Source organism: Variovorax pasteuri, assembly GCF_051216435.1.
Classification (GTDB): Bacteria; Pseudomonadota; Gammaproteobacteria; order Burkholderiales; family Burkholderiaceae_C; genus Variovorax.
Genome location: NZ_JBPJZS010000009.1, coordinates 1 through 25734, shown reverse-complemented (window position 1 = coordinate 25734; position 25734 = coordinate 1). Strand labels below are relative to the sequence as shown.

At 69.3% G+C, this 25734-nt stretch carries 26 protein-coding genes; 19 read left to right on the top strand and 7 right to left on the bottom strand.

The genetic code is table 11. The features are described 5' to 3' along the window. Nucleotides 1-2 precede the first annotated feature (2 nt). From ACSFBM_RS26785 to ACSFBM_RS26765, 5 genes are read left to right on the top strand one after another with little or no spacing between them, the layout of a single operon-like run. Nucleotides 3-1025 (top strand): ABC transporter permease, encoded by a 1023-nt coding sequence (locus tag ACSFBM_RS26785; RefSeq protein WP_435487122.1) that lies wholly within the window; start codon nt 3-5, stop codon nt 1023-1025. Next, on the top strand, nt 1022-1918 hold the full coding sequence (nikC, locus tag ACSFBM_RS26780; RefSeq protein WP_435487121.1) for a nickel transporter permease: 897 nt from the start codon (nt 1022-1024) through the stop codon (nt 1916-1918). The genes ACSFBM_RS26785 and nikC overlap by 4 nt, the downstream gene beginning before the upstream one ends. Beyond that, nucleotides 1911-2759, top strand: a complete 849-nt coding sequence (locus ACSFBM_RS26775; protein WP_435487120.1) for an ABC transporter ATP-binding protein — start codon at nt 1911-1913, stop codon at nt 2757-2759. The genes nikC and ACSFBM_RS26775 overlap by 8 nt, the downstream gene beginning before the upstream one ends. Beyond that, nucleotides 2749-3534 (top strand): ABC transporter ATP-binding protein, encoded by a 786-nt coding sequence (locus ACSFBM_RS26770; RefSeq protein WP_435487119.1) that lies wholly within the window; start codon nt 2749-2751, stop codon nt 3532-3534. The genes ACSFBM_RS26775 and ACSFBM_RS26770 overlap by 11 nt, the downstream gene beginning before the upstream one ends. 13 nt (nt 3535-3547) lie before the next feature. After that, nucleotides 3548-5245: a M14 family zinc carboxypeptidase gene (locus ACSFBM_RS26765; protein ID WP_435487118.1), complete on the top strand. Its 1698-nt coding sequence runs from the start codon at nt 3548-3550 to the stop codon at nt 5243-5245. 10 nt (nt 5246-5255) lie between these two features. On the opposite strand, the gene ACSFBM_RS26760 is transcribed toward ACSFBM_RS26765, so the two are convergent. After that, nucleotides 5256-6170 (bottom strand): LysR family transcriptional regulator, encoded by a 915-nt coding sequence (locus ACSFBM_RS26760; protein WP_435487117.1) that lies wholly within the window; start codon nt 6168-6170, stop codon nt 5256-5258. A 100-nt stretch (nt 6171-6270) separates the two neighbouring features. Between ACSFBM_RS26760 and ACSFBM_RS26755 the strand changes: the two genes are divergently transcribed. The 6 genes from ACSFBM_RS26755 to ACSFBM_RS26730 all read left to right on the top strand — a co-directional run bounded on the left by ACSFBM_RS26755 (nt 6271) and on the right by ACSFBM_RS26730 (nt 13369). Then, complete coding sequence (locus tag ACSFBM_RS26755) at nt 6271-7680, top strand: aminotransferase family protein (protein WP_435487116.1); 1410 nt, start codon at nt 6271-6273, stop codon at nt 7678-7680. Continuing rightward, nucleotides 7677-10022 (top strand): N,N-dimethylformamidase beta subunit family domain-containing protein, encoded by a 2346-nt coding sequence (locus ACSFBM_RS26750; RefSeq protein ID WP_435487115.1) that lies wholly within the window; start codon nt 7677-7679, stop codon nt 10020-10022. Before ACSFBM_RS26755 ends, ACSFBM_RS26750 begins: the two co-directional genes overlap by 4 nt. Then, nucleotides 10019-11332, top strand: a complete 1314-nt coding sequence (locus tag ACSFBM_RS26745) for an MFS transporter (protein WP_435487114.1) — start codon at nt 10019-10021, stop codon at nt 11330-11332. Before ACSFBM_RS26750 ends, ACSFBM_RS26745 begins: the two co-directional genes overlap by 4 nt. A 113-nt stretch (nt 11333-11445) precedes the next feature. Then, nucleotides 11446-12159: an energy-coupling factor ABC transporter ATP-binding protein gene (locus ACSFBM_RS26740; protein WP_435487113.1), complete on the top strand. Its 714-nt coding sequence runs from the start codon at nt 11446-11448 to the stop codon at nt 12157-12159. Beyond that, the gene (locus tag ACSFBM_RS26735) at nt 12152-12745 is read left to right on the top strand and encodes an energy-coupling factor transporter transmembrane component T family protein (RefSeq protein WP_435487112.1); all 594 of its coding nucleotides are present in this window, start codon (nt 12152-12154) and stop codon (nt 12743-12745) included. The genes ACSFBM_RS26740 and ACSFBM_RS26735 overlap by 8 nt, the downstream gene beginning before the upstream one ends. A gap of 30 nt (nt 12746-12775) precedes the next feature. Then, entirely contained in the window at nt 12776-13369 is a 594-nt protein-coding gene (locus tag ACSFBM_RS26730) for a biotin transporter BioY (RefSeq protein ID WP_435487111.1), read from the top strand. 12 nt (nt 13370-13381) lie between these two features. Here ACSFBM_RS26730 and ACSFBM_RS26725 read toward each other — a convergent pair whose 3' ends face one another. Further along, a complete protein-coding gene (locus ACSFBM_RS26725) occupies nt 13382-13870 on the bottom strand; it encodes a DUF6314 family protein (RefSeq protein ID WP_435487110.1) in 489 nt (162 codons plus the stop codon). Nucleotides 13871-14129: 259 nt separating this feature from the next. On the opposite strand from ACSFBM_RS26725, the gene ACSFBM_RS26720 reads away from it, so the two are divergent. Together ACSFBM_RS26720 and ACSFBM_RS26715 are read left to right on the top strand one after the other, a co-directional pair. Further along, the gene (locus ACSFBM_RS26720) at nt 14130-14510 is read left to right on the top strand and encodes a helicase SNF2 (protein WP_435487310.1); all 381 of its coding nucleotides are present in this window, start codon (nt 14130-14132) and stop codon (nt 14508-14510) included. A gap of 138 nt (nt 14511-14648) precedes the next feature. Further along, the gene (locus tag ACSFBM_RS26715) at nt 14649-15239 is read left to right on the top strand and encodes an isochorismatase family protein (protein ID WP_435487109.1); all 591 of its coding nucleotides are present in this window, start codon (nt 14649-14651) and stop codon (nt 15237-15239) included. Between the two features lies 1 nt (nt 15240). Here ACSFBM_RS26715 and ACSFBM_RS26710 read toward each other — a convergent pair whose 3' ends face one another. Continuing rightward, the gene (locus ACSFBM_RS26710) at nt 15241-16026 is read right to left on the bottom strand and encodes a hypothetical protein (protein ID WP_435487108.1); all 786 of its coding nucleotides are present in this window, start codon (nt 16024-16026) and stop codon (nt 15241-15243) included. Between the two features lie 241 nt (nt 16027-16267). On the opposite strand from ACSFBM_RS26710, the gene ACSFBM_RS26705 reads away from it, so the two are divergent. The 4 genes from ACSFBM_RS26705 (at nt 16268) to ACSFBM_RS26690 (ending at nt 20360) form a co-directional block, all read left to right on the top strand. After that, nucleotides 16268-16873, top strand: a complete 606-nt coding sequence (locus ACSFBM_RS26705; protein WP_435487107.1) for a DUF6891 domain-containing protein — start codon at nt 16268-16270, stop codon at nt 16871-16873. A 157-nt stretch (nt 16874-17030) separates the two neighbouring features. After that, entirely contained in the window at nt 17031-17636 is a 606-nt protein-coding gene (locus ACSFBM_RS26700) for a hypothetical protein (RefSeq protein ID WP_435487106.1), read from the top strand. Between the two features lie 10 nt (nt 17637-17646). After that, the gene (locus tag ACSFBM_RS26695) at nt 17647-19326 is read left to right on the top strand and encodes an FxLYD domain-containing protein (RefSeq protein WP_435487105.1); all 1680 of its coding nucleotides are present in this window, start codon (nt 17647-17649) and stop codon (nt 19324-19326) included. A 44-nt stretch (nt 19327-19370) separates the two neighbouring features. Further along, complete coding sequence (locus ACSFBM_RS26690; RefSeq protein ID WP_435487104.1) at nt 19371-20360, top strand: LLM class flavin-dependent oxidoreductase; 990 nt, start codon at nt 19371-19373, stop codon at nt 20358-20360. A gap of 3 nt (nt 20361-20363) precedes the next feature. Here the strand turns inward: ACSFBM_RS26690 and ACSFBM_RS26685 are convergent, their stop codons facing one another. Next, nucleotides 20364-22022, bottom strand: a complete 1659-nt coding sequence (locus tag ACSFBM_RS26685; RefSeq protein ID WP_435487103.1) for a long-chain-fatty-acid--CoA ligase — start codon at nt 22020-22022, stop codon at nt 20364-20366. A 273-nt stretch (nt 22023-22295) separates the two neighbouring features. Between ACSFBM_RS26685 and mnmA the strand changes: the two genes are divergently transcribed. Then, complete coding sequence (mnmA, locus tag ACSFBM_RS26680) at nt 22296-23408, top strand: tRNA 2-thiouridine(34) synthase MnmA (RefSeq protein WP_435487102.1); 1113 nt, start codon at nt 22296-22298, stop codon at nt 23406-23408. A 12-nt stretch (nt 23409-23420) separates the two neighbouring features. Here the strand turns inward: mnmA and ACSFBM_RS26675 are convergent, their stop codons facing one another. The 3 genes from ACSFBM_RS26675 to ACSFBM_RS26665 form a co-directional block, all read right to left on the bottom strand. Then, nucleotides 23421-23909, bottom strand: a complete 489-nt coding sequence (locus ACSFBM_RS26675; RefSeq protein ID WP_435487101.1) for an NUDIX hydrolase — start codon at nt 23907-23909, stop codon at nt 23421-23423. Nucleotides 23910-23919: 10 nt separating this feature from the next. Then, complete coding sequence (locus ACSFBM_RS26670) at nt 23920-24354, bottom strand: DUF4019 domain-containing protein (protein ID WP_435487100.1); 435 nt, start codon at nt 24352-24354, stop codon at nt 23920-23922. 135 nt (nt 24355-24489) lie between these two features. Further along, nucleotides 24490-25203 carry a response regulator transcription factor gene (locus ACSFBM_RS26665; protein ID WP_435487309.1) on the bottom strand — a complete coding sequence of 238 codons (714 nt, stop codon included), beginning with the start codon at nt 25201-25203 and terminating at the stop codon, nt 24490-24492. 426 nt (nt 25204-25629) lie between these two features. Between ACSFBM_RS26665 and ACSFBM_RS26660 the strand changes: the two genes are divergently transcribed. Continuing rightward, a partial coding sequence (locus tag ACSFBM_RS26660) for a hypothetical protein (protein ID WP_435487308.1) occupies nt 25630-25734 on the top strand: 105 nt, incomplete at its 3' end.

Sequence of the window (25734 nt, the reverse complement as noted above, 5' to 3'; positions counted from 1 at the left end):
CCATGCGCAAGCTCGTCGCTCCGGCCGCCTTGCTGCGGTCTGGCTTGTCCTTCGCCCTGATGCTGCTGGTGCTGCTGCTGGTCACCTTCCTGATCGGCAAGGCGGCGCCCATCGACCCGGTCCTGCAGGTCGTTGGCGACCGCGCGTCGCCCGAGGCCTACCAGGAGGCCAGGCACCGCATGGGGCTCGACCAGCCGATCGCCACGCAGTTCTTGCGCTACGTGACGGATGCGGTGCAGGGCGACCTGGGGCGCTCGACCACGACAGGGCGCGCGGTGATGGAAGACCTGCGCCAGTACTTCCCGGCCACGCTGGAGCTGGCCACGCTGGGCATCGTGCTGGGCGTGGCGTTCGGCGTGCCGCTGGGCATGCTCGCGGCGCACCAGCACAACCGCTGGATCGACCAGGTGCTGCGCCTGGTCGGGCTGCTGGGGTATTCGGTGCCGGTGTTCTGGCTCGGGCTGGTCGGCCTGCTGGTCTTCTACGCCAAGCTGGGCTGGGTCGGCGGCCCGGGGCGACTGGACGACGTGTACCAGTACACGGTCGACGCCTGGAGCAACCTGGTGCTGGTGGACACGCTGCGCGCCGGCAATGCGCAGGCCTTTCGCAACGGGCTGTCGCACCTGGTGCTGCCTGCCGCGCTGCTGGGTTACTTCTCGCTGGCCTACATCTCGCGCATGACGCGCGCCTTCTTTCTGGAAGAGCTGGGCAAGGAATACGTGCTCACGGCGCGCGTCAAGGGCGCGTCGGAGCTGCAGGTGCTGGCGCGCCATGTGCTGCCCAACGTGGCCGCGCCGCTGGTCACGGTGATCGCGCTGTCGTATGCGGTGCTGCTCGAAGGCGCGGTGCTGACCGAGACGGTGTTCTCCTGGCCCGGCATCGGCCTGTACGTGACCAACGCGCTGTTCAGCGCCGACGTGTCGGCCGTGCTCGGCGGCACGTTGCTGGTGGGGCTGTGCTTCGTGGTGCTCAACACCGCGTCCGATGTGTTCGGCTACCTGATGGACCCGAGGGCCAGGTCATGATGCTTCGACAGGATTGGTGGCTGAGCGAAACGCCCGCATCGGCCTTCCAGGCGCGCTGCGGGCGCTGGTACCGCATGGGGCTGCGCACGGTGCGCAGCCCGGCCATGGTGTTCGGCCTGGCGATCCTGGCGGCGATGGTGCTGTCGGCCGTGTTCGCGCCCTGGCTCGCGCCCTTCGACCCCAATGCACAGGACGTGCAGCAGCGGCTGCTGCCACCGGGCGCCGCGCACTGGCTCGGCACCGACCAGCTCGGGCGCGACCTGCTCAGCCGGGTCATCTACGGCACGCGGCCCACGCTGCTCATCGTGTCGCTGGTGGCGTTGTTGTCGGCGCCGCTGGGGCTGCTGCTGGGCATGTGCGCAGGCTACTTCGGCGGCTGGATCGACACTGTGCTGATGCGCGTCACCGACATCTTCATGGCATTTCCGCGGCTGGTGCTGGCGCTGGCGCTCGTGGCCGTGCTGGGGCCGGGCATCGTGAATGCGGTGATCGCCATTGCCATCACCGCGTGGCCGGCCTATGCGCGCATTGCGCGCACCGAGACCCGCACCGTGCGCGGCAGCGACTTCATCCAGGCCGCCAGGGTGCAGGGACTGCGCACCTCGCGCATCTTGTTCGGCCACCTGCTGCCGATCTGCCTGCCTTCGACGGTGGTGCGCGTCACGCTGGACATGGCGGGCATCATCCTGACGGCCGCCGGCCTGGGCTTCCTGGGGCTGGGCGCGCAGCCGCCGATGTCGGAGTGGGGCGCCATGATCTCCACCGGCCGTCAGTACATCTTCGACCAGTGGTGGGTGGCGGCCGTGCCGGGCGTGGCGATCCTGCTGGGCAGCCTGGCCTTCAACCTCGTGGGCGACGGCCTGCGCGACGTCCTGGACCCGAAGAATGGCTGAGCTTCTCATCGAAGACCTCACGGTGAGCTACCCGACGCCAAGCGGCCCGGTCGACGTGGTGAAGTCGCTGTCGCTGCGCATGGGCGCCGAGCGCATCGGCATCGTGGGCGAGTCGGGATCGGGCAAGTCGATGACGGCGCGCGCCATCCTGGGCCTGGTGCGTTCGCCCGGCCAGGCGACGGCGCGCCGCATGACGTACGACGGTGTGGACCTGGTGCGGAAGACGCCTTCGGGCTGGCGCGCCATTCGCGGGCGCCGCATCGGCATGGTGCTGCAGGACCCGAAGTTCTCGCTGAACCCGGTGCTGCGCGTGGGCAAACAGATCGCCGAGGCCGGCCTGCTGCACGGCGTGTTCAAGCCGGCCCAGGCGCGCGCCCGCGTGCTCGAGATGCTGCAGACCGTGGGTGTGGACCACCCCGAGCGGGTGTGCGACGCCTATCCGCACCAGCTCTCGGGCGGCATCGGCCAGCGCGTGATGATCGCCGCGATGATGATCGCCGAGCCCGGCCTGCTCATCGCCGACGAACCCACGTCCGCGCTCGACGTGATGGTGCGCGGCCAGGTGCTGGAGATGATGGACCGCGAGATCCGCAAGCGCGGCATGGGCCTGCTCATGATCAGCCACGACCTGAAGATGGTGGCGCACTTCTGCGACCGCGTGCTGGTGATGTACCGCGGGCAGGTGGTGGAGTCGTGCGCCGCGAAAGACCTGTTCCAGTCGCAGCATCCGTACACGCGCGGCCTGCTCAACTGCATGCCCACGGGCCGGAACCCCGGGCAGCCGTTGCCCACCATCGACCGGCAACTCATCCAGGAAACGGTGGCCCGCCATGCACAGTGAAACCGCCATCCGCTGCCAGGGGCTGGACGTGTTCTACGGCCATGGCGCCGAGCGCCATCAGGCGGTGAAGCAGGCCTCGTTCGAGGTGTTCAAGGGCGAGTCCTTCGGCGTGGTCGGTGGCTCCGGCAGCGGCAAGTCGACCATCCTGCGCGTGCTCGCGGGGCTCGACGGCGACTGGCAGGGCGATGTCGAAGTGCTGGGCCACCGGCGCGCGGCCGGCGTGGCGCCGCAGCGCGAATACCGGTTGAAGGTGCAGATGATCTTCCAGGACCCGTTCGGCTCCCTGCATCCGCGCCACACCATCGACCGTTGCCTGACGGAAGCCATGCGCTTTCACGGCTTCGACCGTATCGAGCAGCGCGTGGTGTCTGCGCTCGAGCGGGTCGGCCTGGGCAAGAGCTTTCGCTTCAGGTTTCCGCATCAGTTGAGCGGCGGGCAGCGCCAGCGCGTGGCCATTGCGCGCGCCCTGGTGCTGGAGCCCGACGTGCTGCTGCTCGACGAGCCGACCTCAGCGCTGGACGCCTCCATCCAGGCCGAGGTGCTGAACCTGTTGATGGAGGTGCGCCGCGACCTGGGCACCACCTTTCTGTTCGTGAGCCACGACCTGGGCGTGATCGCCCACATGTGCGACCGCGTTGCCGTGATGCGCCAGGGCGCGATCGTGGAGACACTGGCCGCGGCGCAGATCACTGCGGGCCAGGTGGCGCACCCGTACACCCGCGAGCTGCTGACGAACTGCTATGCCGCGCAGCCGCTGGACCTTGTTGTTGCTTGAACGGAGCTTTGCCATGACGGCTGCATCCTCGTACCCCACGCCCTTCGAAATCGGCAACGGCAACCAGACCGCCACCTGGGCCGAGTGCATCGCCTTCTACGAACAGCTGGCCGGGCGCTTTCCCGGCGTGCTGCAGTGGCGCCAGATCGGCGTGTCGGACACCGGCGTGCCGATGCATGCCGGCGTGGTCACGGCCGACGGCGTGTTCGAGCGCGAGGCACTCCGGCAGCAGGGCCGGCCCGTGTTCTTCAACAACAACGGCATCCATCCCGGCGAGCCCGAGGGCATCGACGCCTGCATGGCGCTGGTGCGCGACTTCTGCACGCAGCCCGAGCGGTTGGCGGCGCTGGGCGACACGGTGTTCCTGTTCATCCCGGTCTACAACGTGGACGGCTGCGTGAACCGCCAGCGCACCTCGCGCGTGAACCAGCTCGGGCCGGAGTCCTTCGGCTTTCGCGGCAACGGCCTGCACCTGGACCTGAACCGCGACTTCATCAAGTGCGACAGCCTGGCCGCCCAGGTCTTCAACCGCTTCTTCACCGCGTGGGACCCGGACGTGATGGTCGACACCCACACCTCGAACGGCGCCGACTACGCCTGCACCATGACGCTGATCCCGACCCAGCCCGACAAGCTGGGCGGTGCACTGGGCGGCTTCCTGCGCGAGCGCATGCTGCCTGCGATCTACGGCGACATGGACCGGCGCGGCTGGCCCACCTGCCCGTACGTGAACCTGCTGGGCGAGACGCCGGACGACGGCATCGAGGATTTTCTCGACCTGCCGCGCTTTTCCACCGGCTACGCCGCGCTGCACCACACGATCGGCTTCATGCCCGAGACCCACATGCTCAAGCCCTACGCCGACCGCGTGGCGGCCATGCGCACGCTGGTGGAGGTGGTGCTGGCGTTCACTGTGGCGCATGCGGCGCGCATCCAGGCGCTGCGCCGCGATGCCCGGGCCGCCGCCGCGCGGCAGGTGCGCTGGCCGCTGACATGGCGCAACGACCACAGCCGCCCGGCCAGCCTGCGCTTCAAGGGCTACCAGGCGGTTCGCACGCCCAGCAGGCTCGGCAGCTACCAGCGCCTGGCATACGACCGCAACCAGCCGTGGGAGAAAGACATCGTGCATTTCGACCGCTGCGTGGAAGACGTGGTGGTCGCCGCACCCAGGGCCTACCTGATACCTCAGGCCTGGCGCGAAGTGATCGAGCGCCTGCAGTGGAACGGCGTCGCGCTGCGGCGCCTCGATGCCGACCAGCTGTTCGACGCGGTCCGGGTCTATCGCGTGCAGGACGTGACCGCCCGCGCGAACGCCTACGAAGGCCACATGTTCCATGACCGGGTGGTGCTGGCCACGCACACCGAGGCCTTCCAGGCGCACGCGGGCGACGTGTGGGTGTCGCTGGACCAGCCCAACGCCCGCTACGTGGTGGAGACGCTGGAGCCCGAAGCCCACGACAGCTTCTTTCGCTGGGGCTTCTTCAACAGCGTGCTGGAGAAGAAGGAGGCCTTCTCCGCCTACGTCTTCGAAGACACCGCGCTGCAGATGCTGGAGGACGAACCGGCGTTGAAGCAGCAGTTCGAGCAGTGGAAGGCGGACCACCCCGAACAGCTGTCCGATCCGCAAGCGGTGCTGGGCTTTCTGTTCGCGCACGGGCAGCGCCACGCGGAGCTCGGGTGGCGGCGCTACCCGGTGGTCGCGCTGACTTAGGTCGCTTCGGTCACGCGGGCCGGAACCCCGGCAGCGCGTGCATGCGCAAGCGCAGCGCCTCGATGAACGCCGTGACGCGCGCCGGCCGGTACAGCCCCGGCGGCAGCGCCACGTAAACGCCGATCGGCTCCAGCCACCAGTTCGGCAGCACGCGCTTCAGGCGGCCGGCCTGCATGTCGTCGTGGCACATCCAGGGTGCCGCCGCGCCGATGCCCGCGCCGTTGAGCACCGCGCGGTAGCTCGCGAGCAGGCTGTCGGTGCGCATGGGCGTGTCCAGCGCCACCATGCGCGAGCGCCCGCCGCGATCGATCAGGCGCACGTTGCCCGTCACATACGGCACCAGGCCCACGCAGGGCAGCTGCGGCAGCCGGGCCAGCGTGACGGGGCCGATGCGCTTGAGCAGCGCGGGCGTGGCGATCAGCACGCGCTCCATGCGGCCCAGCGGCCGGCTCACCAGCCCGGGGTCGCGGACCTCGCCCACGCACACCCAGCATTCGGCGCCGGAGGCCGCGAGGTCGACCACGCGGTCGGTCAGCGTGAGCTCCACGCGCACCTGCGGATGCGCGGCGCGCAGGTCGGTCACCGCGTCGGTCAGGAAGCCGGTGCCGTAGCCCGACGGGCCGATCACGCGCAGCGTGCCCTCGGGCCGGCTCTGCCCGCCCTGCAGCCGCTGGGAGAGGCCGGACCAGCGGTCGGTCAGGTCGTGCGCCTCGGCCAGCAGCGAGCGGCCCTCGTCGGTGAGCGAGAAGTTGGCGGTGTTGCGAATGGCCAGCTTGCAGCCCAGCAGGCGCTCCAGCTCCAGCAGGCGGCGGCTCACCGTGGGCTGCGTGGTGCCGAGCAGGCGCGCCGCCCCGCTGAGCGATCCGCTTTCGCCGATCTTGATGAAGGTGTCGAGCAGGTCGAGCCGGTCGTGGGTGTTCTTCATGCGCCAGACGTATAGCACTTCATCGCTCCATACGTCTACCCATTCGGGCGTGCCTTGCCTATCGTCGGGCCCTTCAAGACACGCGAATGGAATTTCATCGATGAACGCCACGATCGAAGACGCCGCCCGCACTGTGGGCGACACGCCCAAGGGCGGCTCCGTGCTCGGCTTCTACGCCGCCAAGGGCACGCCCCGGCCGCCGCGCATTGCGCGCGGCGAAGGCATCTACCTGTGGGACGCGGGCGGGCGCCGCTTCCTCGACGCGACGGCCGGCGCGGTGGTCGCCAACATCGGCCATGGCAACCCGCGCGTGCTGGCGGCGATGCAGGCGCAGGCGGCGCAGGTGACGTTCGCCTACCCGCGCTTCTTCGAGAGCGAGCACAGCATCGAGCTGGCGGACCGCGTGTGCAAGCTGGCCGGCGAGGGCTTCGACCGCGCCTTCTTCGTCTCGGGCGGCTCGGAGGCCAACGAGTCGGCCCTCAAGCTGGCGCGGCAGTACGCGGTGGTCACGGGCCAGCCGCGCCGCGCCAAGGTCATTTCGCGCAACCCGAGCTACCACGGCTCCACGCTGGGCGCGCTGGCCGTCACGGGCGACGCGCACACGCAATCCCTCTACGGGCCGATGGTGCGCGAGATGCCGAAGGTGGCCGCGCCGCTGTCGTACCGTGTGCCAGAGGGCCACACCGTCGAGTCGCATGCCATGGCCTGCGCCGACGAACTCGAGGCCGCCATCGTGCGCGAAGGGCCCGACACCGTGCTGGCCTTCATCCTGGAGCCCATCGGCGGGCTGTCGACCGGCGCGGTGGTGTCGGGCGCGGCCTACTTCCAGCGTGTGCGGCAGATCTGCGACCGCCACGGCGTGCTGCTGATCTACGACGAGATCATGAGCGGTGCCGGGCGCACTGGCGCCTTCCTGGCGGCGCACCACTGGGCCGGCGCGCGGCCCGACCTCGTCACGCTGGCCAAGGGGCTGGCCGCGGGCTACACCCCGCTGGGCGCCATGCTCGCACCCAACCGCATCGTCGACGCCATCGCCGCCAGCGGCGGCTTCGTGCACGGACACACCTACTTCACCAACCCGCTGTCGTGCGCGGTGGCCAATGCGGTGGTGGGCGAGGTGATCGGGCAGGACTTGGTGAACCGCGCGCGCGACATGGGCGAGCTGCTGATGGCCCGCCTGCGCGAGGTTGCCGAGCGCTCGCCCATCGTGGGCGACGTGCGCGGCAAGGGGCTCTTCACCGCCATCGAGATCGTGGCCGACAAGGCCACGAAGCGGCAACTGCCGGCCAGCTTCAACGCGCCGGCGCGGCTGACCGAGCACGGGCTGAAGCACGGCATCGCGCTGTACAACCGGCGCGCCAACCTGGGCGCCTTCGGCGACTTCCAGATGATCACGCCGCCGCTGACCATCACACCCGCCGAGATCGACGAGCTGGCCGACCTGCTGGAGCGCTCGCTGCGCGACCTGGCGAACGAGATCGCGGCCAAGGGCCTGGCCACCTCCGCATGATGGCGTCCGCCCCGATGCCGCAGGTCCTGCCGCCCCACCGCAGCCTGCACGTGCCCGGCGTGCATGGCTACACCGACCGCAAGAGCGTGGCCGCCGGCGAGACAGTGCGCTTTCACCTCAGCAGCGACGTGCCCTACACGCTGTCGGTGTGCCAGCTCGGCCCCGACGTCGAAGGCCGCTCGGCCGACACGGTGCTGCACGCCTTCGCACCTTCGCCTGCGCGTGCCCATCCGATTCACCCTGGCTCCTACGTGCGGGTGGCGCGCGGACTGGACCAGCCGCTGCGCGCGCTCACGCTGGAGTGCTGGGTGCAGGTGTGGAGCACCGGCACGCGCCAGAGCGTCATCGGCCAGTACGACTTTCCGGGCGCCTGCGGCTACGGACTTTTCATCGACGAGGCCGGCTCCGCGGTGTTCTATCTGGGCGACGGCGGTGCGTTCCGCGCGCAAGGCCAGCTCGCGGGCGGCGCGTTGCGGCCCAAGCGCTGGCACCATCTTGTTGCCTCATGGGACGGCGAGCAGACGGTGCTGTGGATCGACGGCGAAGCGGTCGCGCGAGGCCGGTGGACCGGCCCGATGCAGCCAGGCCATGCACCGCTACGCCTGGGAAGCAGCGGCATCGACGGCCTGGCGGATGCGTTCCTCGAGGGCGACATCGTCATGCCCGCGATCTATTCGCACGCATTGCGGCCCGACGAGGTGCGCGCGCGTTTCGCCGGCCGCGGCCTGCACACGCCGCGCGGGCGCACGGTGCTGGCGTGCTGGCCGCTGCGCGAGGAGCGCGGCGATACGGTGGCCGACGCCAGCGGGCACCAGCGCACCGGTCGTATCGTCAACCACGGCACCTGGATGATCGTCGGCCCGGCCTTCGAACCGCAGTGCGTGAACGAGTTTTCGGACGACGGCTACGACCCGCTGGCCGACCCCACCCGCGGCCACGGCCTGCGCCTGGCGAGCGACGACCTCTACGACTGCCGCTGGCCCGAGAGCCACGCCTTTCGCATCCCGGCGGATGCGAAGTCCGGCGTGTACGTGGGCCGCGTGCATTTCCTGCTCGACGGCCGGCCCGCCGACTACGACATCACCTTCATCGTGCGCCGCGCCGCCCACCGGGCCCCCGCGCCGGTGCTGGTGCTGTGTGCCACCAACAGCTGGCTGGCCTATGCGAGCACGCCCTTCGCGAAGAACGTGGCGAGCGACCCGGTCTGGCCGCGGCGCTCGGTCGGGCTGGAGAACAGCCACCCCGACGCGCCGGCCTACAGCAGCTACACCTACCACCGCGGCGGCCAGCCGAGCTACCAGGTCGGCCTGCGCATGCCGTGGCCCAACGCCAGCCCCAACGCGCTGTACGACCCGGCCGACGCGGGCTTCAGCCAGTGGACCCGGCTGGAACGCCGCCTGCACGTGTGGCTCGAGCAGGCCGGCTACGACTACGACGTGGTGAGCGACCTCGACCTGCACCGCGATCCGGGCCTGCTGAAGGCCTACAAGACCGTGATGATCAACGGCCACAGCGAGTACTGGTCGCTGCCGGCGTGCGACGGGCTCGACGACTACCTGGTTGGCGGCGGCACGGCCATCGTGCTCTCGGGCAACACCATGTACCTGCGCGTGAGCTACGACGAAGAGGGCATGGTGATGGAGCAGCGCAAGGTGCTCGGCGCGAACGACCAAGACAGCGAGGAGGCGGCCAAGGTGCGCCCGCCCGCCGGCCCCTACGGCGAGCAGTACCACTCGCAGGACTGGGCGCGCGGCGGCCAGTTCCGCCAAGCGGGACGCTCCTGCGCGGAACTCATCGGACTGGAGACCGCAGGCTGGGCCTTTGCCGACGGCAGCGACTTCGGCGTGTACCACGCGACGCAGCCCGGGCACTTCCTGTTCACGCAGCCGCATGCGCTGGGGCTGACCGACGGCGCGACCTTCGGCCATGCGCCGGGCGGCGGCCTGCCGCGCGCCATCGGCCACGAGTGGGACCTGAGCGTGGCCACGCTGCGCCGCATGACGCATGTGCTGCCGGCCGGCGAGCAGCTGCCCGAGGCGCAGCGCGGCATCGAGGTCATCGCACAGGGGCGCCGGCTGCACGCCGGCCGCCTCGATGCGTACCTCGACTACTTCTCCAACGTGACCGAGTCGCTCGACGGGCTCTCGGCCGAAATGATCTATTGGGAGCGCCCGCAGGGCGGCCGCGTGTTCAACGCCGGTGCCGTCGGTGCGAGCTGGGTGCTCGGTGTCGATCCCTGTTTCGAAGGGGTGCTGCGCAACGTGCTGCATCACTTCGGCGTCCGGCCCGCCGCGGGCACGGACCGTCCGGTTCAACCATCCCTGGAGCACGCAGCACCATGAGCACCCTCGCCCCGCGCAACGCCGCCCTGTCCGAATCCGCCGACCCCGCCGACCCCGCCGAGCCTGCCGTCCGGCAGAGCACGCTGAAGGTCATCACCGCCATCTCCATCGGCAATGCGCTGGAGTGGTTCGAGATCGTGATCTACGGCTTCCTGGCCGTGACCATCTCCAAGCTGTTCTTTCCGGCGGAGAACGAGAGCGTGTCGCTGCTCATCACGCTGGGCACCTTCGGCGTGACCTTCGTGATGCGTCCGGTCGGCTCGCTGGTGCTCGGCGCCTACGCCGATGCGCGGGGCCGCAAGAACGCGCTGACGCTGTCGATGGCGCTCATGCTGTGCGGCACGCTGCTGATCGCGGTGTCGCCGACCTTCGCGCAGATCGGGCTGTGGGCGCCGGGGCTCGTGATCGCGGCGCGGCTGCTGCAGGGCTTTGCCGCGGGCGGCGAGTTCGGCAGCGCCACCGCCCTGCTGGCCGAGCAGGACCCGCGCCGGCGCGGCTTCTTTGCCAGCTGGCAGTTCGCGAGCCAGGGCATCACCACCTTCCTGGCGGCGGGCTTCGGCATGGCGCTCAACACGCTGCTCACGCCCGAGCAGCTGCTGTCGTGGGGCTGGCGCATTCCGTTCTTCTTCGGCCTGCTGATCGGGCCGGCCGGCCTCTACATCCGCCGCCATCTGGACGAAGGCCTGGAGTTCAAGCGTGCGGCGCAGGAAGCCACCCCGGTGCGCACCACGCTGGTCGACCAGCGCGGGCGCACGCTGACGGCCATGGGGCTCATCATCCTGGCCACCATCGTGGCGTACACGGGGCTGTTCATGCCCACCTTCGCGGTGCGCCAGCTGGGCCTGCCGGCGACCATGGCCTTCGCGGGCACTTTCTGGTTCGGTGTGCTGCAGTTCGCGCTGGTGCCCCTGTTCGGCAGCCTGTCGGACCGGGTCGGGCGCGTGGCGATCATGCGCGGCGCGGCGCTGGTCATGGGGGTGATGATCGTGCCGCTGTTCTACCTGCTGGTGAACCATCCGTCGGTGCCGGCGCTGATGCTGGCGCTCACCGCCATGGGCGTGGTGGCCTCGGCGTACTGGGGGCCGATCTCGGCGGCGATGTCCGAGCTGTTTCCGGCGGCCACGCGCGGCACCGGGCTGTCGGTGAGCTACAGCTTCGGGGTGGCGATCTTCGGCGGCTTTGCGCCGTTCATCAGCGCCTGGCTCATCACGGCCACGGGCAGCAAGATCGCACCGTCGTTCTACGTGGCATTCGGCGTGCTGGTGAGCCTGGCGGCGCTGCGCGCGGCGCGGCGCTACGGCGTCAAATGACCGCGAGGCACGGCTAGCCGCGTTGTCCGTCGAACGCCCCTGCCGGCCTGCGGCAGTGCTTCGGGTACAGTGGGCGCCCCTTGCCGCAGCCCACCCCGCCCGAACCCCGCTCTGTGCACAGCATCCGCCTCGAGGCGGTCACGCTGGTGCGCGGCAGCCAGCACGTCTTCGAGGGGCTGACGCTCAGCCTGCACGAGGCGCGCATCGGCCTGGTCGGCGACAACGGCGCGGGCAAGAGCAGCCTGTTCCGGCTGATCAGCGGGCTCGACCAGCCGCAGCAGGGGCGCGTGGTCGTGCACGGCTGCGACACGCAGACCGACCGCAAGCAACTGTCGAAGCACGTCGGCCTGATGTTCCAGAACCCCGACGACCAGATCATCTTTCCCACCGTGGCCGAGGAACTGGCCTTCAGCCTCACGGCGCGCGGTGAAACGCGGCAGGCCGCTCGGCAGCAGGCACGCGACTTTCTTGCACGGCGCGGGCTGCAGGACTGGGCCGGCCGCGCGATCGGCGAGTTGAGCCAGGGGCAGCGCCAGCAGGTGTGCCTGCTGGCCTTGCAGATCAGCCAGCCCGCCACGCTGCTGCTCGACGAGCCCTTCGCCAGCCTCGACCTGCTGAGCCAGGCGCGGCTCTCGGCGCAACTCGAGGCCACGGACCAGCAGATCGTGTTGTCCACGCACCTGCTCGATCACGTGCACGACTTCGAGCGCGTGCTGTGGCTGGAGCAGGGCAGGGTGCGCGCCGACGGGCCGGGCCGGGACGTGTGCGAGGCCTATGCCGAGAACGTGCGCGAGCGCGCCGCACTGGAGCGGGCCTGCCGTGCGTAGCCTCTACTCGGACCAGCCGACCTGGATGCACGCGATGGCGGCGTGGGTCAAGCTGGCGGTGCTGTCGGCGTGCGGCACGCTGCTGGTGCTGGTGGAGCGGCCCGTGGTGCTGGCCATGGCCTGCGCGGCGGTGCTGGTCCTCTTCGCGTCGCTCGGGCGGCCCGCCTGGCGCCGCGTGCGCATGCTGCTGGGCGTGGCCATCGCCGGGGCGATGATCGTCGGCTTCCACTGGGCCATGGGCACCACGCCGCTCGGCGTGGCCAGCGCGCTGCGCCTGGCCAGCGCGGCCACGCTGGCGCTGATGCTGACGCTCACCACCCGCTTCGAAGACCTGCTGGCGGTGCTCGAGGCCGTGCTGCATCCGATGCAGCGGCTGGGTGTGCCGACCGAGCGCATCGCGCTGGGCCTTGGCCTGATGCTGCGCTTCGCCGAGAATTTCTACGTGCAGTGGCAGCGCCTGGACGACGCCTACCGCGCGCGCACCGGCCACGGCGGTGGCCTGCGGCTGCTGGCGCCGCTGACCATCCGCACGCTGCAGACGGCCGAACGCGTGGCCGATGCGCTGGCCGCGCGGCTCGGGCGCTGAACTTTCTTCCTTTCACCGATTGCGACCGTCATGACCACCACCACCGGCTCCCTCACTTCGTCCCGTTCGCTCTCGTACATCGCGCTGTTCGCCGCGCTGATGGCGGTGTTCGGCCTCATCCCGAAGATCGACCTGCCGTTCGGCGTGCCGATCACGCTGCAGTCGCTGGGCGTGATGCTGGCGGGCTGCTTGCTCGGGCCGCGCCGCGGGTTCCTGGCCATTGCGCTGTTCCTGCTGGCGGTGGCGCTCGGCCTGCCGCTGCTGCCGGGCGGACGCGGCGGGCTGTCTGTTTTCGTGGGCCCGACCTCGGGCTTCCTGTTCGGCTGGATGTTCGGTGCGTTCACCTGCGGCCTGCTGATGCGCCTGGCCATGCGCCGCATGGCGGGCGCAACGGGCCTGCCGTTGCTGGCGGCGGCTTTCCTGTCGTCGGTGGTCGGCGGGATCTTGGTGGTCTACGCCGTCGGCATCGCCGGGCTCTCCTGGGTCGCGCACATGTCGCTGTCGCAGGCCGCGCTGGCCATGCTGGTCTTCATTCCGGGCGACCTGATCAAGTGCGGCATCTGCGCCATGCTCGTGCAGACCGTGATGCGCGGCATGCCGGGCTGGCGGCTCGACCGCGACTGATCGTCCGGGCTGCTACCCGTTGCGCCGCCTGAAGACGGTGGCCGACAGATAGTCCTTGCGCGGGCCGCGCACCGTGTGGCGGATGCCGAAGCTGCCGTCCGCCAGGAAGCGGTAGCTGCTGTCGTAGGTGTCGGGCGTGCACAGGTGCACGGCCGACCCCGCGAGCGCATCGCCGTCGCGCACCACCGCGATGGCGTGGAACAGGCGCGGCGGGTTCTCGGCAAAGTGAACCAGGAAGCCGCCAGGAGCGCGCTCGAACAGGTATTCGCGGTGCCCGTCGAACTCCTTGCCGTCGGCCAGGCGGATGCGGCCCTCTTCGCGGTACTTCAGCAGCCCTGCCTGCGAGGGGCTGAACACGGCCGTGCCCGTCATCGAGGCCTGGCCTTCGATGGTTCGTTCCAGATGCCATGTGCCCGCGAGACCATCGAAGACGGTGTCGGGCGTGCCCCACAAGGAAAAGCAGGGGTTGGAAGTCAGGGAAGCGGGGGCCTGGGCGTTCATCCGGTCACTCTACGGCAAGGCCGGCGTGGCCCGCTGTGGCTGACGATTGTTTCGATAGTGTGAACACCGCGGTTCTGTTTCATAAGGGTTTTTACTTAGATGCGAGCGCACAATTCATTCACAGACCGGCCCACCAGCTGATCTGGATGAACAGGGCCCCGAGCGAGGTGGCCGCCCCCCGGAGGGACGGTGACCCACCCAAGACCGGTTCGACATCATCCAAGTGCAAGCAAGAACAAACGAATTGAAGGAAATCCAAATGACCGCCTCGAAGCTCCTCTCCGCCGTCTCCCTCGCCCTGCTGGCCGTTGCCGGTGGCGCCCACGCTGAAACGTACAACGGCGTGCACCCCCTGACCTCGGCCGCCAGCCGCGCCGACGTCGCCAGCCAGGCCGTGGTTGCCGCCCACAGCGCCAACCCGTATGCCACCGGTGCCAACGCCGGCCCGGCCCCGGTGGTCGTGTCGGTGGCCAACCGCGCCGTCGTTCGCGCCGAAGCCGTTGCCGCTGCTCATAGCGCCGACCCGTACGCCGAAGGCGCTTCCGCCGGTGTCGCGCCGATCGTCGCCAGCTCGGTGGACCGCGCTGCAGTGCGTGCCGCAGCCCGCGCTGCCGCCCACGGCGACGCGCTGCCGCTGTAATCGTCGGCCACAGGCCCGCTTCGGCGGGCGCCGATCCGGACAAGAAAGGCCGGGCCTCGCAAATGCGGGGCCCGGCCTTTTTTTGCGCGTGGCATGCCGCTCATGAAGGGCTCACAGGGGCCCGCTACGATGGTCCGGATGCAACCTCTCGACCTGAATCCCCGCCAGACAGCCCTCATTTCCATCGACCTGCAGCGCAGCAACGTGGGCCGCGAACTCGCACCGCACAGCGCCGCCGACGTGGTGCAGCGCAGCAGGCGCATCGCCGACGAACTGCGTGCCGCGGGCGGTACGGTGGTGTGGGTGCGTGTGGACGTGACGGCGCTGCTGAGCCTGCCGGCGGACGCCTCGATCGGCCGCCCGCCAGGCTCGCCCGTGCCGCCGCCCGAGTTCTCGGAGCTGGTGCCCGAACTGCAGGTGCAGGACGCCGACGTGCGCATCACCAAGCGCCAGTGGGGCGCCTTCTACGGCACCGACCTCGACCAGCAACTGCGTCGCCGAGGCATCCGCACGCTGGTGATGAGCGGCATCGCGACCAACTTCGGCGTCGAGTCGACCGCGCGTGCGGCCTTCGACCGCGGCTATGAACTGGTGTTCGTGGAAGACGCGATGACTTCGCTGGCCGCCGAGCCGCACGAGTTCGCGAACCGGCACGTGTTCCCGCGCATGGGCCGCGTGCGCTCGACCGACGTGCTGCTGGCCGCCCTCGCCTCGGGCACGCAGCGCTGAGTCAGCGCGCCGGCAGCCGCCGCAGCGCCGCGACGACGAAGGGCGCGCCGCCCTCCACGGCGGGGTCGTGCAGTTCGACCGACCATTGCACGGCATCGGCCGCGCCGGCAGCATCGGCTTCATCGGCGGCTGGCGCCGGGCTCGCGCACAGTTCGCAGGCATAGAGCAGCCGACCCTCGCGCGCATCCTCCCGATGCGCGACGGCTTCGTCGCAACATTCGTCCACCAGCGCCCCGCCGCCTTCGGCTTCGCCGCGGAGGGACCGCCGCATCAGGCGCATCACGATGCGCTGCGGCGCCACCGTGCGCTCGCCGTCGTGGGCAGCGGCGGCCACCGTCGCACGCAGGCGCAGGGTGAGCGGCTCGCCGACGCGAAAGCCTTCGCCCCGCTCCAGCGACATGTTCGCGAGCGCCACGCGAATCTGCCGGCGCTCGCGCAGCCGCCCCACGACCATCGTCACGCTCGTCACCGAGAAAATGCCGAACACCGGCAGCCCGACGGCCATCCAGAGCCAATGCCAGCCACCGCGCAGGGCCCATGTCATCGCCTGGAAGCCGAACGTCGCCAGGAACAGCAGCACCGCGAGCGCGACCAGCCAGGCGACCCAGTCGGAGACTGGCTTCTTCGCGCGCTCCGTGGCCTGCGGCGCAGCGGAAGTCCATTCGGTGGGCAGTTGCTCTTGCAGCGGCGGCAGGCCGACTTCGCGCGGAGGCTCGCCGGGCGCGCGGCGCATGTGCCGCTCGTGCGGGTGGGCGACCAGGTCGATGGAAGGATGGCGCTGCGGCATGAAGAGCCGCCGAGCATAGCCAGTCGCGCGGCGCCGGTGTCGTTCGCTCGGCCTTCGCCAAAGGGCGCATTGCCTTGCCGAGGCGCATCCTTCATGATCGCGACGCACAAGGGAGGGGCACAGGCCTTCATGCTTTTGCATTACTGCGCCATCCTGGGGCGGTAGGCGAAAATACAAAGGCGTTCCCGCCCGCAAACATGAAAGCATGATCCGTTGCCGCCGAGGCGGCAACCCCACACGCATGGCCCTCACTCTCGCCCCCGAAGACACGCGCGGACGCATCCACGACCTGGTGTGGAGCGGCTTCCATCCCGACGCCGATGTCGAATGGATGATCACCGACGAGTACCTCGACCCGGACGACCTCACGACTGAAGATCGGGCCTGGGTGAAGGCCGAGGTCGCGCGTGCCTGCGCCGCCAAGCGCACCGACGAAGCCGGCTGGCCCGCGCACACCGAGTACGACCGGCTCGAAGCGGTGTTCGCGCAGCTGCGCGGCGAAAAGATCATTGCGCTGCACCGCGCGGGCAACACGCTCGCCGACGGCCATGACGACGTGCGCGAACAGTGGCGCGCCGCGGGCCGGCAAGACTCGGGCATTCGCGGCTGCTGCTTCTATCACTCGCAGGACCTGGACACCGCGGTGCGCACCGGCCGCCTGCACCTGGCGTTCAGCGGCGGGATGATTCCCGAGATCGAGCAGCGCGAAGCCAACACCGTGGCGCTCGGCCACCGCATCGTGGCGCTGCTGCGCGCGGCCGGCTTCGGCGCGCACTGGAGCGGCAACATCGACGAGCGCATCGAAGCCGACCTCGGCCAATGGCGCAAGCGCGGCCCGTCCGCGTGAGCGTGCGGCCATTGCCGACGCCGCGCCGCGAGAGCGCGCGGCCATTGCCGACACCGCGCCGCGCGAGCGCGCGGCTATGGCATGTACCGCGCCCCCTCGAACACACAGCGTGTGCGCGCCGGCGCGCCGCCCGCATTCCCTGAACGGAGAACACACCTTGGCATCGATCGAACAGGCCCGCGCGGCCCTGGCCCCCCACGGGGCGTTGGCACCGCAGACGGCCGCGGAACATTGGCGCGGCGACATCGAACTGCCGCCGGCCGTCGCCACCTTCTACGAGCAGATCGGCCCGCTCGGCGAGTGGATCAACGAGCGCGTGGGGCACGCGGGCCTCACGGTGCCGACCAGCGGCAACCCCTTCAGCATTCCGCCGCTCGCGCGCCTGTGGCAACTGCAGGCCGGCTATCGCTGGCAGGGCATCACCGGCGAGCGACTGGCCGACTGGCCCGACCACTGGCTGGTGGTGGCCGACCAGGGCGCCGACCCGTTCATCTTCGACCTGCGCACGGGCGCGATCCAGTTCGCGATGCACGGCGCGGGCGCCTGGGAAGACAACGGGCCGATGTTTGCCGACATCTTCGAGATGGCCGCGTGCCTGGGCGTCATCGGCCAGGTGTGGGACGAGGCGGGCGACGACATCTTCACGGACGAGGACGACTGCGAGGTCGACCCCGTGCATCGTGCGCGCCTGATCGAGCGGCTCACGCCGCTGCTCGGCAGCGCCGGCGCGGCCGAGGACATCGCCGACACCTTCGGCTGGTGAGAAGCGCCGCATGACCATCGACCTCCAGACGCTCAAGTGCGGCGAGTGCGGCAGCAGCTTGCTCCAGCGCACGGGCCTGAACGAATACACCTGCTCGCATTGCGGCTCGGTCACGCTGGTGGAGGACAAGGTGTCCGACCGGCTCGAGCGCGTGCTCGACCAGGTGAAGAACGAGGCCGGCCGCCGGCTCGCGGCCGAAGGGGCGCTGCGGCAGAAGCTGCTGCTGCGCAAGGCCGGCATCACGGTGGCCATCGTGCTGGGCGCGGTGCTGCTGTTCCAGGTTGCGGGCTTGCTCTTCTTCGGTTCGCGCAACGCGCCGGATGACCGGCGGCCAGCCGTCGCGGCCCTGGTCGATCGCACCATTCCGACCGACGGCCTGAAGCTCGACGAACCGCGCCAGGTGCTCGTGGGCAGCGGCAGCTCCGCGCAGCCCAAGCTGCTGGTGGTGGCGCGCAACGACACCGGCAAGCCGCTGTCGCGCGCCAGCGTGCGCGCCGTGTACTACGACGGCGACAGCCGCCTGGACGAGCGCAGCGAGACCCTGCCGATCGCCGTGCTGGAGCCCGGCGAGAGCGCGCCTGCGCTCATCGACATGCCCAGCGGCAAGAACGTCACGCGGCAGGAGTTGCGCGTGCAGAAGCTGAGCGAGCCCTACGACGCGGTGCACGGGCCGCGCCTGACCTTCGCGCGGGCGCGGCTCGTCCAGCAGGGCGAGCGCGTGCGGCTGGTGGGCCGCGTGGTCAACGACCGCAAGGACGCCACCGCCATCGGCGGCATCGAGGTGCTGGCCACGCTGTACGACGACGCGGGCCAGGTCATCGGCTTCGGCCACGGCTACGGGCAGGCCAACGAGCTGGCGCCCGGCGCGCGAACCTCGGTGGACGTGAGCATCGCGCGCTTCGGCCGCGCGGCGGCCATCGCGGCGTGGGACTACCGCATCGGCTACAGCACGCTCGAGGCCTCCGGGTCGCGCAGGCCGGTGCTGAGCACCGACCGCGTGATTCGCACGGCCGGCGGCCCCGAGGGCTTCAACCCCGACCTGCGCCTGGGCACCGACGACCTGCTGGCCGACGACAGCGAGCGCTTCGACGACAAGCAGCTCGAGCTGCTGCCGCTGGTCGACGGGCGCAACAACATCCAGCAGCGGCTGTTCCTGGGGGAGCTGGTCAACCGCAGCGCCGACGCCGTGGTGCTCGCGCCCGGGGGCGTGATCTCGCGCTTCAGCGGCAACAAGTTCCACGGCACCACGAACATCACGGGGCTGGCGTACCTGTACCCGGGCGAGCGCTTTCCGATCTTCCTGGAGCCGGAGGACATGGAGCGCATCACGCAGACGCGCATCGAATGGAAGCCCATGCGCCGCGCCGCGCTACCGGGCCCGCGCAAGCCCATGGAGGTGAAGGTGACGGGCACCAAGGCCGAGACCGGCAGCGTGCTGCTCAACTTCAGCCAGCGTTTCAGCTACAAGAGCGTGCAGGTGACAGGCAGCGTGAGGAACCCGGGCACGTCCATCGTCGGCAAGGTGCGCCTGTGGGTGAGCCTGCGCGACCGCAACGGGCAGCTCACCGGCTTCAAGCTGGTGGACAACCTGCCGGCCATCGCACCGGGCGAGAGCGTGCCGTTCCAGGTGAACGTGGAGCAGAACGGGCGCGACTTCGCGACGGTGACCACGCTATACCAAACCGAATAGCCCCTGCGGTGACGCCGTCGGGCGGTTCGCGCCATGATCGCCCCATGATTCCGTTATCGATCCTCGACCTTTCCCCGATCACCGAGGGCAGCGACGCCGCGCAGTCGTTCCGCAACTCGCTCTCGCTGGCGCAGCACGGCGAGAAGCTCGGCTACACGCGCTACTGGCTGGCCGAACACCACGGCATGCCGGGCATTGCGAGCGCGGCCACGGCCGTGCTGCTGTCCTACGTGGGGGCGGGCACCTCCACCATCCGCATCGGCGCGGGCGGCGTGATGCTGCCGAACCATTCGCCGCTGGTGATTGCCGAGCAGTTCGGCACCCTGGAGTCGCTGTACCCGGGGCGTGTCGACCTGGGGCTGGGCCGCGCCCCAGGCTCCGACCAGCGCACCGCACGCGCCCTGCGCCGCAACCTCGAGTCGGACTCCGACCAGTTCCCGCAGGACGTGGTCGAGCTGATGGACTTCATGTCGAAGAACCCGCAGCAGGCCGTGAAGGCCGTGCCGGGCGCGGGGCTCGAAGTGCCGGTGTGGATCCTGGGCTCCAGCACCTTCGGCGCGCAACTGGCGGCGCACCTGGGCCTGCCCTATGCCTTCGCCTCGCATTTCGCGCCGCAGCAGCTCATGCAGGCCATCCAGATCTACCGCGAGACCTTCAAGCCCTCGGCGCAGCTGAGCAAGCCGCACGTGATGCTGGGCTTCAACGTGTTCGCGGCCGACACCGATGCCGAGGCCGAGTTCCGCGCCACCTCGTGGCAGCAGGCCTTCGTGAACCTGCGCAGCGGCCGACCGGGGCGCCTGCCGCCACCGGTGGAAAACTACCGCCAGAAGGTCGGGCCGTCGGAGAACGCGCTGCTCGACTCGGTGCTGTCGTGCTCTGCGGTGGGCTCGGTCGAGACGGTGAAGCAGGGCGTGGAAGCGTTCGTCGCGCGCACCGGCGCCGACGAACTCATGATCACCTCGCAGGTGTTCGACCATGCCGCCCGGCTGCGCTCCTACGAGCTGCTGGCCAAGGCGTTCGGGCAGGCGAAGTAAAGGCTACGCCCGCTTGCGGGCTTCCTCGTCCACGAGGTCCTTCTTCGAGAGCTTGCCCACGGCCGTCTTGGGCAGCTCGGCGCGAATCTCGAGTGCGCCGATCATCTCGTGCTTGCCCAGGCGGTCCTTCAGGAAGCTCTTGAGCGCATCGAGCGTCAGCTCGGGTGCGCCTTCCTTCAGCTTCACGAAGGCCTTGGGCGACTGGCCGCGGTACGCGTCGGGAATGCCGATCACGCAGACCTCGGCCACCGCCGGGTGCTCGTACACCGCTTCTTCGAGCACGCGCGGGTACACGTTGTAGCCGCCGCACAGCAGCATGTCCTTGGTGCGGTCGACGATGTAGAGGTAGCCGTCGGCGTCCATCCGGGCGACGTCGCCGCTGCGGAAGTAGCCGTCGGGGGTCATCGACTCGGCCGTGGCCTTGGGGTTGTTCCAGTAGCCCTTCATCACGTTCGGGCCCTGGATGCACAGCTCGCCCGGCTCGCCGAAGCTGGCGACGTCTTTCGCCGGATCGTCCAGGCTCACGAGCTTGATGCGCACCCGCGGCAGCGGCATGCCGCACGAGCCCGCCTTGCGCAGGCCGCGCGCGGGCGTGAAGGTGCCCACGGGCGAGGTCTCGGTCATGCCCCAGCCTTCGTTGAGGTGGCAGCCGGTCAGTTCGAAGAAGCGCTGCTCCACTTCCACCGGCAGCGGCGCGCCGCCCGAGCCGCAGAACTTGAGCGAGCGCAGGTCCATTTCCTTGGCCTTGGGGTGCGACAGGATGGCGGTGTACATCGTCGGCACGCCGGGGAACACGCTGATCCTGCTGGCGGCGAGCTCGTTCATCACCGCGTCGACGTCGAAGCGCGTGTGCAGCACCAGCGCCGCGCCCAGGCGCACGCCCAGCAGCATCGCGGCGCTCAGCGCAAAGATGTGGAACAGCGGCAGCACGACCAGGAAGCGCTCCTTGCCTTCGTCGAGGATGGGCGGGTCGCCCTTGGTCGACTCGAAGTACTGCGCGCAGGCCGACGTCAGGTTGGCGTGCGTGAGCATCGCGCCCTTGGGCAGGCCGGTGGTGCCGCCGGTGTACTGCAGCACCACGATTTCTTCAGTCAGGTCGCCGAGCGGGTACGTCCGGTGCGCGCCTTCGCTTTTCAGCAGGTCGGTGAAGCGCACTTGGCGGTCGTCCACCGGCACGGTCGCGACCTGGCCGGCGGCCTGCAACTGGGCCTGCACCTTGTCGCCGGCCGCGCCGTAGTCGCCGAGGCTGCCGACCACCAGCGTCTTCAGGCGCGAATGGTCGAGCAGCCGCGCCATCAGCGGATACAGGTTGACCAGGTCCAGCGTGACCAGGATGTCGGTGCGGCTGTCCTCGATCTTGTGGGCCAGCACGCGCTCGGCGTCGAGCGGCGAGTAGTTCACCACCGTGCCGCCGGCCTTGAGCACGGCGAAGAAGGCAATCGGGTAGTGCGGTGTGTTGGGCAGGTAGAGGCCCACGTGCACGCCGGGCTTCACACCCAGGTCCTGCAGGCCCTTGGCGGCGCGGTCGACCGCCGCGCCGAGCTCGCGGTAGCTGAGGGACTGGCCCATGAACTCGACCGCGGAATGGTCGGGCCAGCGCGCGACGGCCTCGTCGAGCATCTGCTGCACGGGCATGACGGGCAGATCTGCGTCCCAGCGCATGCCGGGTGGGTAGGCGTGTATCCAGGGAGTGTCGCCGCCGGGGGAAGCAGACGAAGCTGGTGAAACTGGTGAAACCGGGACGGGGGTGGCCATGCGTGATGTCTCCGCGATGCTGTTGCAAAGTGCGCGGGCGGATCTGTGCCGCCCTTCGAGGGCACTGTAGCGCCGGGTCTTTGTGCGGTGGCAGCCGGCCTGACAAGCCGGCGACACGGGTTTTCCCGATTTCCCACACGCGGGGGGCCACTACCGCGAGGCTGGGACAATGGCGCCCTTATGGCAAAGCAACGGATCGTGGTGGGACTGAGCGGCGGAGTGGACTCCGCGGTCACGGCGCACCTGCTCAAGCAGCAGGGGCACGAGGTGATCGGCATCTTCATGAAGAACTGGGAAGACGACGACGACAGCGAATACTGCTCGTCGAACATCGACTTCGTGGACGCCGCCAGCGTGGCCGACGTGCTGGGCATCGAGATCGAACACGTCAACTTCGCCGCCGACTACAAGGACCGCGTCTTTGCCGAGTTCCTGCGCGAGTACAAGGCCGGCCGCACGCCCAACCCCGACGTGCTGTGCAACGCCGAGATCAAGTTCAAGGCCTTCCTCGACCACGCCATGCGCCTGGGCGCCGAGAAGATCGCCACCGGGCACTACGCGCGTGTGCGCCAGAACGGCGCCACGGGCCGGCACGAGCTGCTCAAGGGGCTGGACCCGTCGAAGGACCAGAGCTACTTCCTGCATCGCCTGAACCAGGCGCAGCTGTCGAAGACGCTGTTTCCGGTGGGCGAGTTGCACAAGACCGAGGTGCGCCGCATCGCCGAAGACATCGGCCTGCCCAATGCGAAGAAGAAGGACTCGACCGGCATCTGCTTCATCGGCGAGCGGCCGTTCCGCGACTTCCTGAACCGCTACATCTCCAAGGAACCGGGCCCGATCCGGGACGACCGGGGCCGCAAGCTGGGCGAGCACCAGGGGCTGAGCTTCTACACGCTGGGCCAGCGCCAGGGGCTGGGCATCGGCGGCGTCAAGGAAAAGGGCGCGCAGCGCGGCTCGGGCGACCATTCGCCATGGTTCGTGGCGCGCAAGGACGTCGAGAAAAATACGCTGTGGGTGGTGCAGGGGCACGACCATCCGTGGCTGCTGTCGTCGTCGCTGAAAGCGGACGATGCGAGCTGGGTGGCGGGCGAGGCGCCCGCGCCCGGCGAGTACGGATCGAAGGCGCGTTACCGGCAGGCGGATGCAGCCTGCGAGATGGGGGCGGGGGAGGCGGGCGGTGCGGGGCCCGCATTCAGCCTGCGTTTCGGCGCCCCGCAATGGGCGGTGACGCCAGGGCAGTCCGCCGTGCTCTATGACGGCGAACGCTGCCTCGGCGGCGGCGTCATCGTTTGAAGGCCGTCTGATTCAGGGCACGGACCGCACCGATGCGTCGAGCTGGACGACGTCGAGCGGATACCGTTTGCCGGCCAGGTAGTCCTCGATGCACTGAAGCAGCAGCGGGCTGCGGTGTCGCGCCGTGCTCGCGCGGATCTCGTCCAGCGTCATCCATAGGGTGCGCACGATGCCGTCGTCGAGCGCACGGCCCTCCTCGAACGCACCCAGCGTGCCGGTGAAGGCGAAGCGCATGTAGGTGATGTCTTCACTGCGCTCGGCCAGCGGCCGTGATCGCGCCATGTAGATGCCGACGAGTGCGGTCGGCGTGAAGTGGTGGGCGGTTTCTTCGAGGGTCTCGCGCGCGCAGCCCTCGGCAGGCGATTCGCCCGGGTCCAGATGTCCGGCGGGCGTGTTGAGCCGGAGGCCGTCGCCTGCGTGCTCCTCGACGAGCAGGAAGCGCCCGTCGCGTTCGATCACCGCAGCCACGGTGACGTTGGGTTTCCAGCGGGGTTTGGCCATGACCCCGGTTTTATCTCAACGCGTAGCCGCTGAAGCGCCAGATGCGGTCGCTGTCGAGGTGAAAGCTCACGAGCTCGCGCACCGAGCCCTCTGGTTTGTTGGCGAAGCGGGTTTCGTATTCGATGCTGACGTATTGGCCCGCCAGGTCGACATCGGGGTCCGTGAGGACCTGCCGGTTGATCGTGACCCAGGTGCGCATCCGGGGGGCGCCGAGCGCGGCACGGCTTTTGGCGGTCTGGCTCAGGAAGTCGGCGCGGGTACCGCGTTTGCGGGCGGCGGGCGTGGCGCCGTCCCACAGTTCACCGGCCTTGCCCTGGTCGATCATCTGGATGGCCTGCATGCCACCACGCACCATGTCGCTGGCCTCGACATCCTGGGCGGCTGCGGGGCCGAACAGGCTCCAGAGCAGCGTGGCGGCAAGCAGCAGCCGGAACATGGGTTTCATTCGTCTCTTTCCGTTGGGATGGGGCAGGCAGGAGCCCGGGGCCTCGCGAGGCAGACACTGTTGGAGACTGTAGAGCGCGAGAGATTCCCCCGGAAGCGGCGTGGTGCCGCCCTGGGGCTTGAACGGACGCTGTGTCTAGCGCGGTGCGATGCTCGGCAAGGTGTGTTCGTCGACGGCTTCCAGCCGGTATCCGAGGCCGTAGATGGCCAGCAGAAGGAAGCCGTTGGCCGGACGCAGGTCCAGCTTGGTTCGCAGACGCGAGACATGCGTGTCCAGCGAGCGAGACAGCGCCTCGACGCCCAGCCCCCAGACGGCCTCGTGCAGGTGCGCCCGGGAGAGCAGCCGGCCGAGGTTCTGGAACAGGAACAGCGCGAGTTCGTACTCGCGGTTCTTCAGTTCGACCTGCTTGCCCCGGAACTTCAGCACGCGCGAAGGCGGATAGAAGTGATAGGGGCCGAAAACCAGCTCGGCCTCGTGGCGCGCCGGATAGGAGCGGCGCAGCAGCGCATTGATGCGCGCCGCGAGTTCGCCGGCGCGAACGGGCTTGGCCATGAAATCGTCTGCACCGGCATTGAGGCCCTCGACCATGTCGGCCTCGTCGCAGCGGTCGGTCACGAAAAGAATGGGGAGCCGGCTCTTGAGCTCGCGGCGGATGGTTTTCACCACGTCCGGGCCGGGCATGTCCGGCAGGCCCCAGTCGAGTATCAGAAAGTCGTAAGTCTGCCGGCGCAAGGCCTGCAGCAGTTTTCGTCCTTCGGCGAACAGATGGCACTCGTGTCCGAGTGTTGCCATGGTTTGATGAATCAGCGCGAGTTGATCCGGGCCATCGTCGAGTACAGCAATGCGCATTTCATCCCCCTTCTTCCTCCCTTCGCCAGTCTCCATGAACAGGCGATTTTGATTCGAAGTGTATCTATCTGCGACGGAGCCAGATTTTCGGGATTGCAACTACTGCACGCAAATGAAGAATTTAAAAAGTCTGCTCGAAGCATTTGACAACAGTTGAATACAAATGGAGTTTGCAATTGAGGTTCGGATCGGCTCATTCAATCCGGGGCCATACGTTTTGGCGTTCTTCGAATCCGGCGATGCATCGCCGCCGTCACACGGGCTGCCGAACCCCTGAAATTGCTATCAATTAAATAGCATGATTTGCAGCATCCACCGGCGCTGGCAGCGCGATTCGGCACAGCATTTCGGCGACACCGCGCGCCTGTAATCTTGCTGTAAGCTCTGCGCGCGTTCCGTGTGCCCCCTTGCTCCGAGGAGATCTCTATGCTGATAGGCGTGCCTGCCGAGACACTGGCTGGCGAAACCCGAGTGGCCGTTACACCCGAGACCGTGAAGAAGCTGGTCGCCTCGGGGCATGCGGTGCGTGTA

Bases quoted from the DNA above. Each gene is read 5' to 3' on its own strand.
- ACSFBM_RS26785 (WP_435487122.1), top strand. From the start codon at position 3: ATGCGCAAGCTCGTCGCTCCGGCCGCCTTGCTGCGGTCTGGCTTGTCC.
- nikC (WP_435487121.1), top strand. From the start codon at position 1,022: ATGATGCTTCGACAGGATTGGTGGCTGAGCGAAACGCCCGCATCGGCC.
- ACSFBM_RS26775 (WP_435487120.1), top strand. From the start codon at position 1,911: ATGGCTGAGCTTCTCATCGAAGACCTCACGGTGAGCTACCCGACGCCA.
- ACSFBM_RS26770 (WP_435487119.1), top strand. From the start codon at position 2,749: ATGCACAGTGAAACCGCCATCCGCTGCCAGGGGCTGGACGTGTTCTAC.
- ACSFBM_RS26765 (WP_435487118.1), top strand. From the start codon at position 3,548: ATGACGGCTGCATCCTCGTACCCCACGCCCTTCGAAATCGGCAACGGC.
- ACSFBM_RS26760 (WP_435487117.1), bottom strand. From the start codon at position 6,170: ATGAAGAACACCCACGACCGGCTCGACCTGCTCGACACCTTCATCAAG.
- ACSFBM_RS26755 (WP_435487116.1), top strand. From the start codon at position 6,271: ATGAACGCCACGATCGAAGACGCCGCCCGCACTGTGGGCGACACGCCC.
- ACSFBM_RS26750 (WP_435487115.1), top strand. From the start codon at position 7,677: ATGATGGCGTCCGCCCCGATGCCGCAGGTCCTGCCGCCCCACCGCAGC.
- ACSFBM_RS26745 (WP_435487114.1), top strand. From the start codon at position 10,019: ATGAGCACCCTCGCCCCGCGCAACGCCGCCCTGTCCGAATCCGCCGAC.
- ACSFBM_RS26730 (WP_435487111.1), top strand. From the start codon at position 12,776: ATGACCACCACCACCGGCTCCCTCACTTCGTCCCGTTCGCTCTCGTAC.
- ACSFBM_RS26725 (WP_435487110.1), bottom strand. From the start codon at position 13,870: ATGAACGCCCAGGCCCCCGCTTCCCTGACTTCCAACCCCTGCTTTTCC.
- ACSFBM_RS26720 (WP_435487310.1), top strand. From the start codon at position 14,130: ATGACCGCCTCGAAGCTCCTCTCCGCCGTCTCCCTCGCCCTGCTGGCC.
- ACSFBM_RS26715 (WP_435487109.1), top strand. From the start codon at position 14,649: ATGCAACCTCTCGACCTGAATCCCCGCCAGACAGCCCTCATTTCCATC.
- ACSFBM_RS26710 (WP_435487108.1), bottom strand. From the start codon at position 16,026: ATGCCGCAGCGCCATCCTTCCATCGACCTGGTCGCCCACCCGCACGAG.
- ACSFBM_RS26705 (WP_435487107.1), top strand. From the start codon at position 16,268: ATGGCCCTCACTCTCGCCCCCGAAGACACGCGCGGACGCATCCACGAC.
- ACSFBM_RS26695 (WP_435487105.1), top strand. From the start codon at position 17,647: ATGACCATCGACCTCCAGACGCTCAAGTGCGGCGAGTGCGGCAGCAGC.
- ACSFBM_RS26690 (WP_435487104.1), top strand. From the start codon at position 19,371: ATGATTCCGTTATCGATCCTCGACCTTTCCCCGATCACCGAGGGCAGC.
- ACSFBM_RS26685 (WP_435487103.1), bottom strand. From the start codon at position 22,022: ATGCGCTGGGACGCAGATCTGCCCGTCATGCCCGTGCAGCAGATGCTC.
- mnmA (WP_435487102.1), top strand. From the start codon at position 22,296: ATGGCAAAGCAACGGATCGTGGTGGGACTGAGCGGCGGAGTGGACTCC.
- ACSFBM_RS26675 (WP_435487101.1), bottom strand. From the start codon at position 23,909: ATGGCCAAACCCCGCTGGAAACCCAACGTCACCGTGGCTGCGGTGATC.
- ACSFBM_RS26670 (WP_435487100.1), bottom strand. From the start codon at position 24,354: ATGAAACCCATGTTCCGGCTGCTGCTTGCCGCCACGCTGCTCTGGAGC.
- ACSFBM_RS26665 (WP_435487309.1), bottom strand. From the start codon at position 25,203: ATGCGCATTGCTGTACTCGACGATGGCCCGGATCAACTCGCGCTGATT.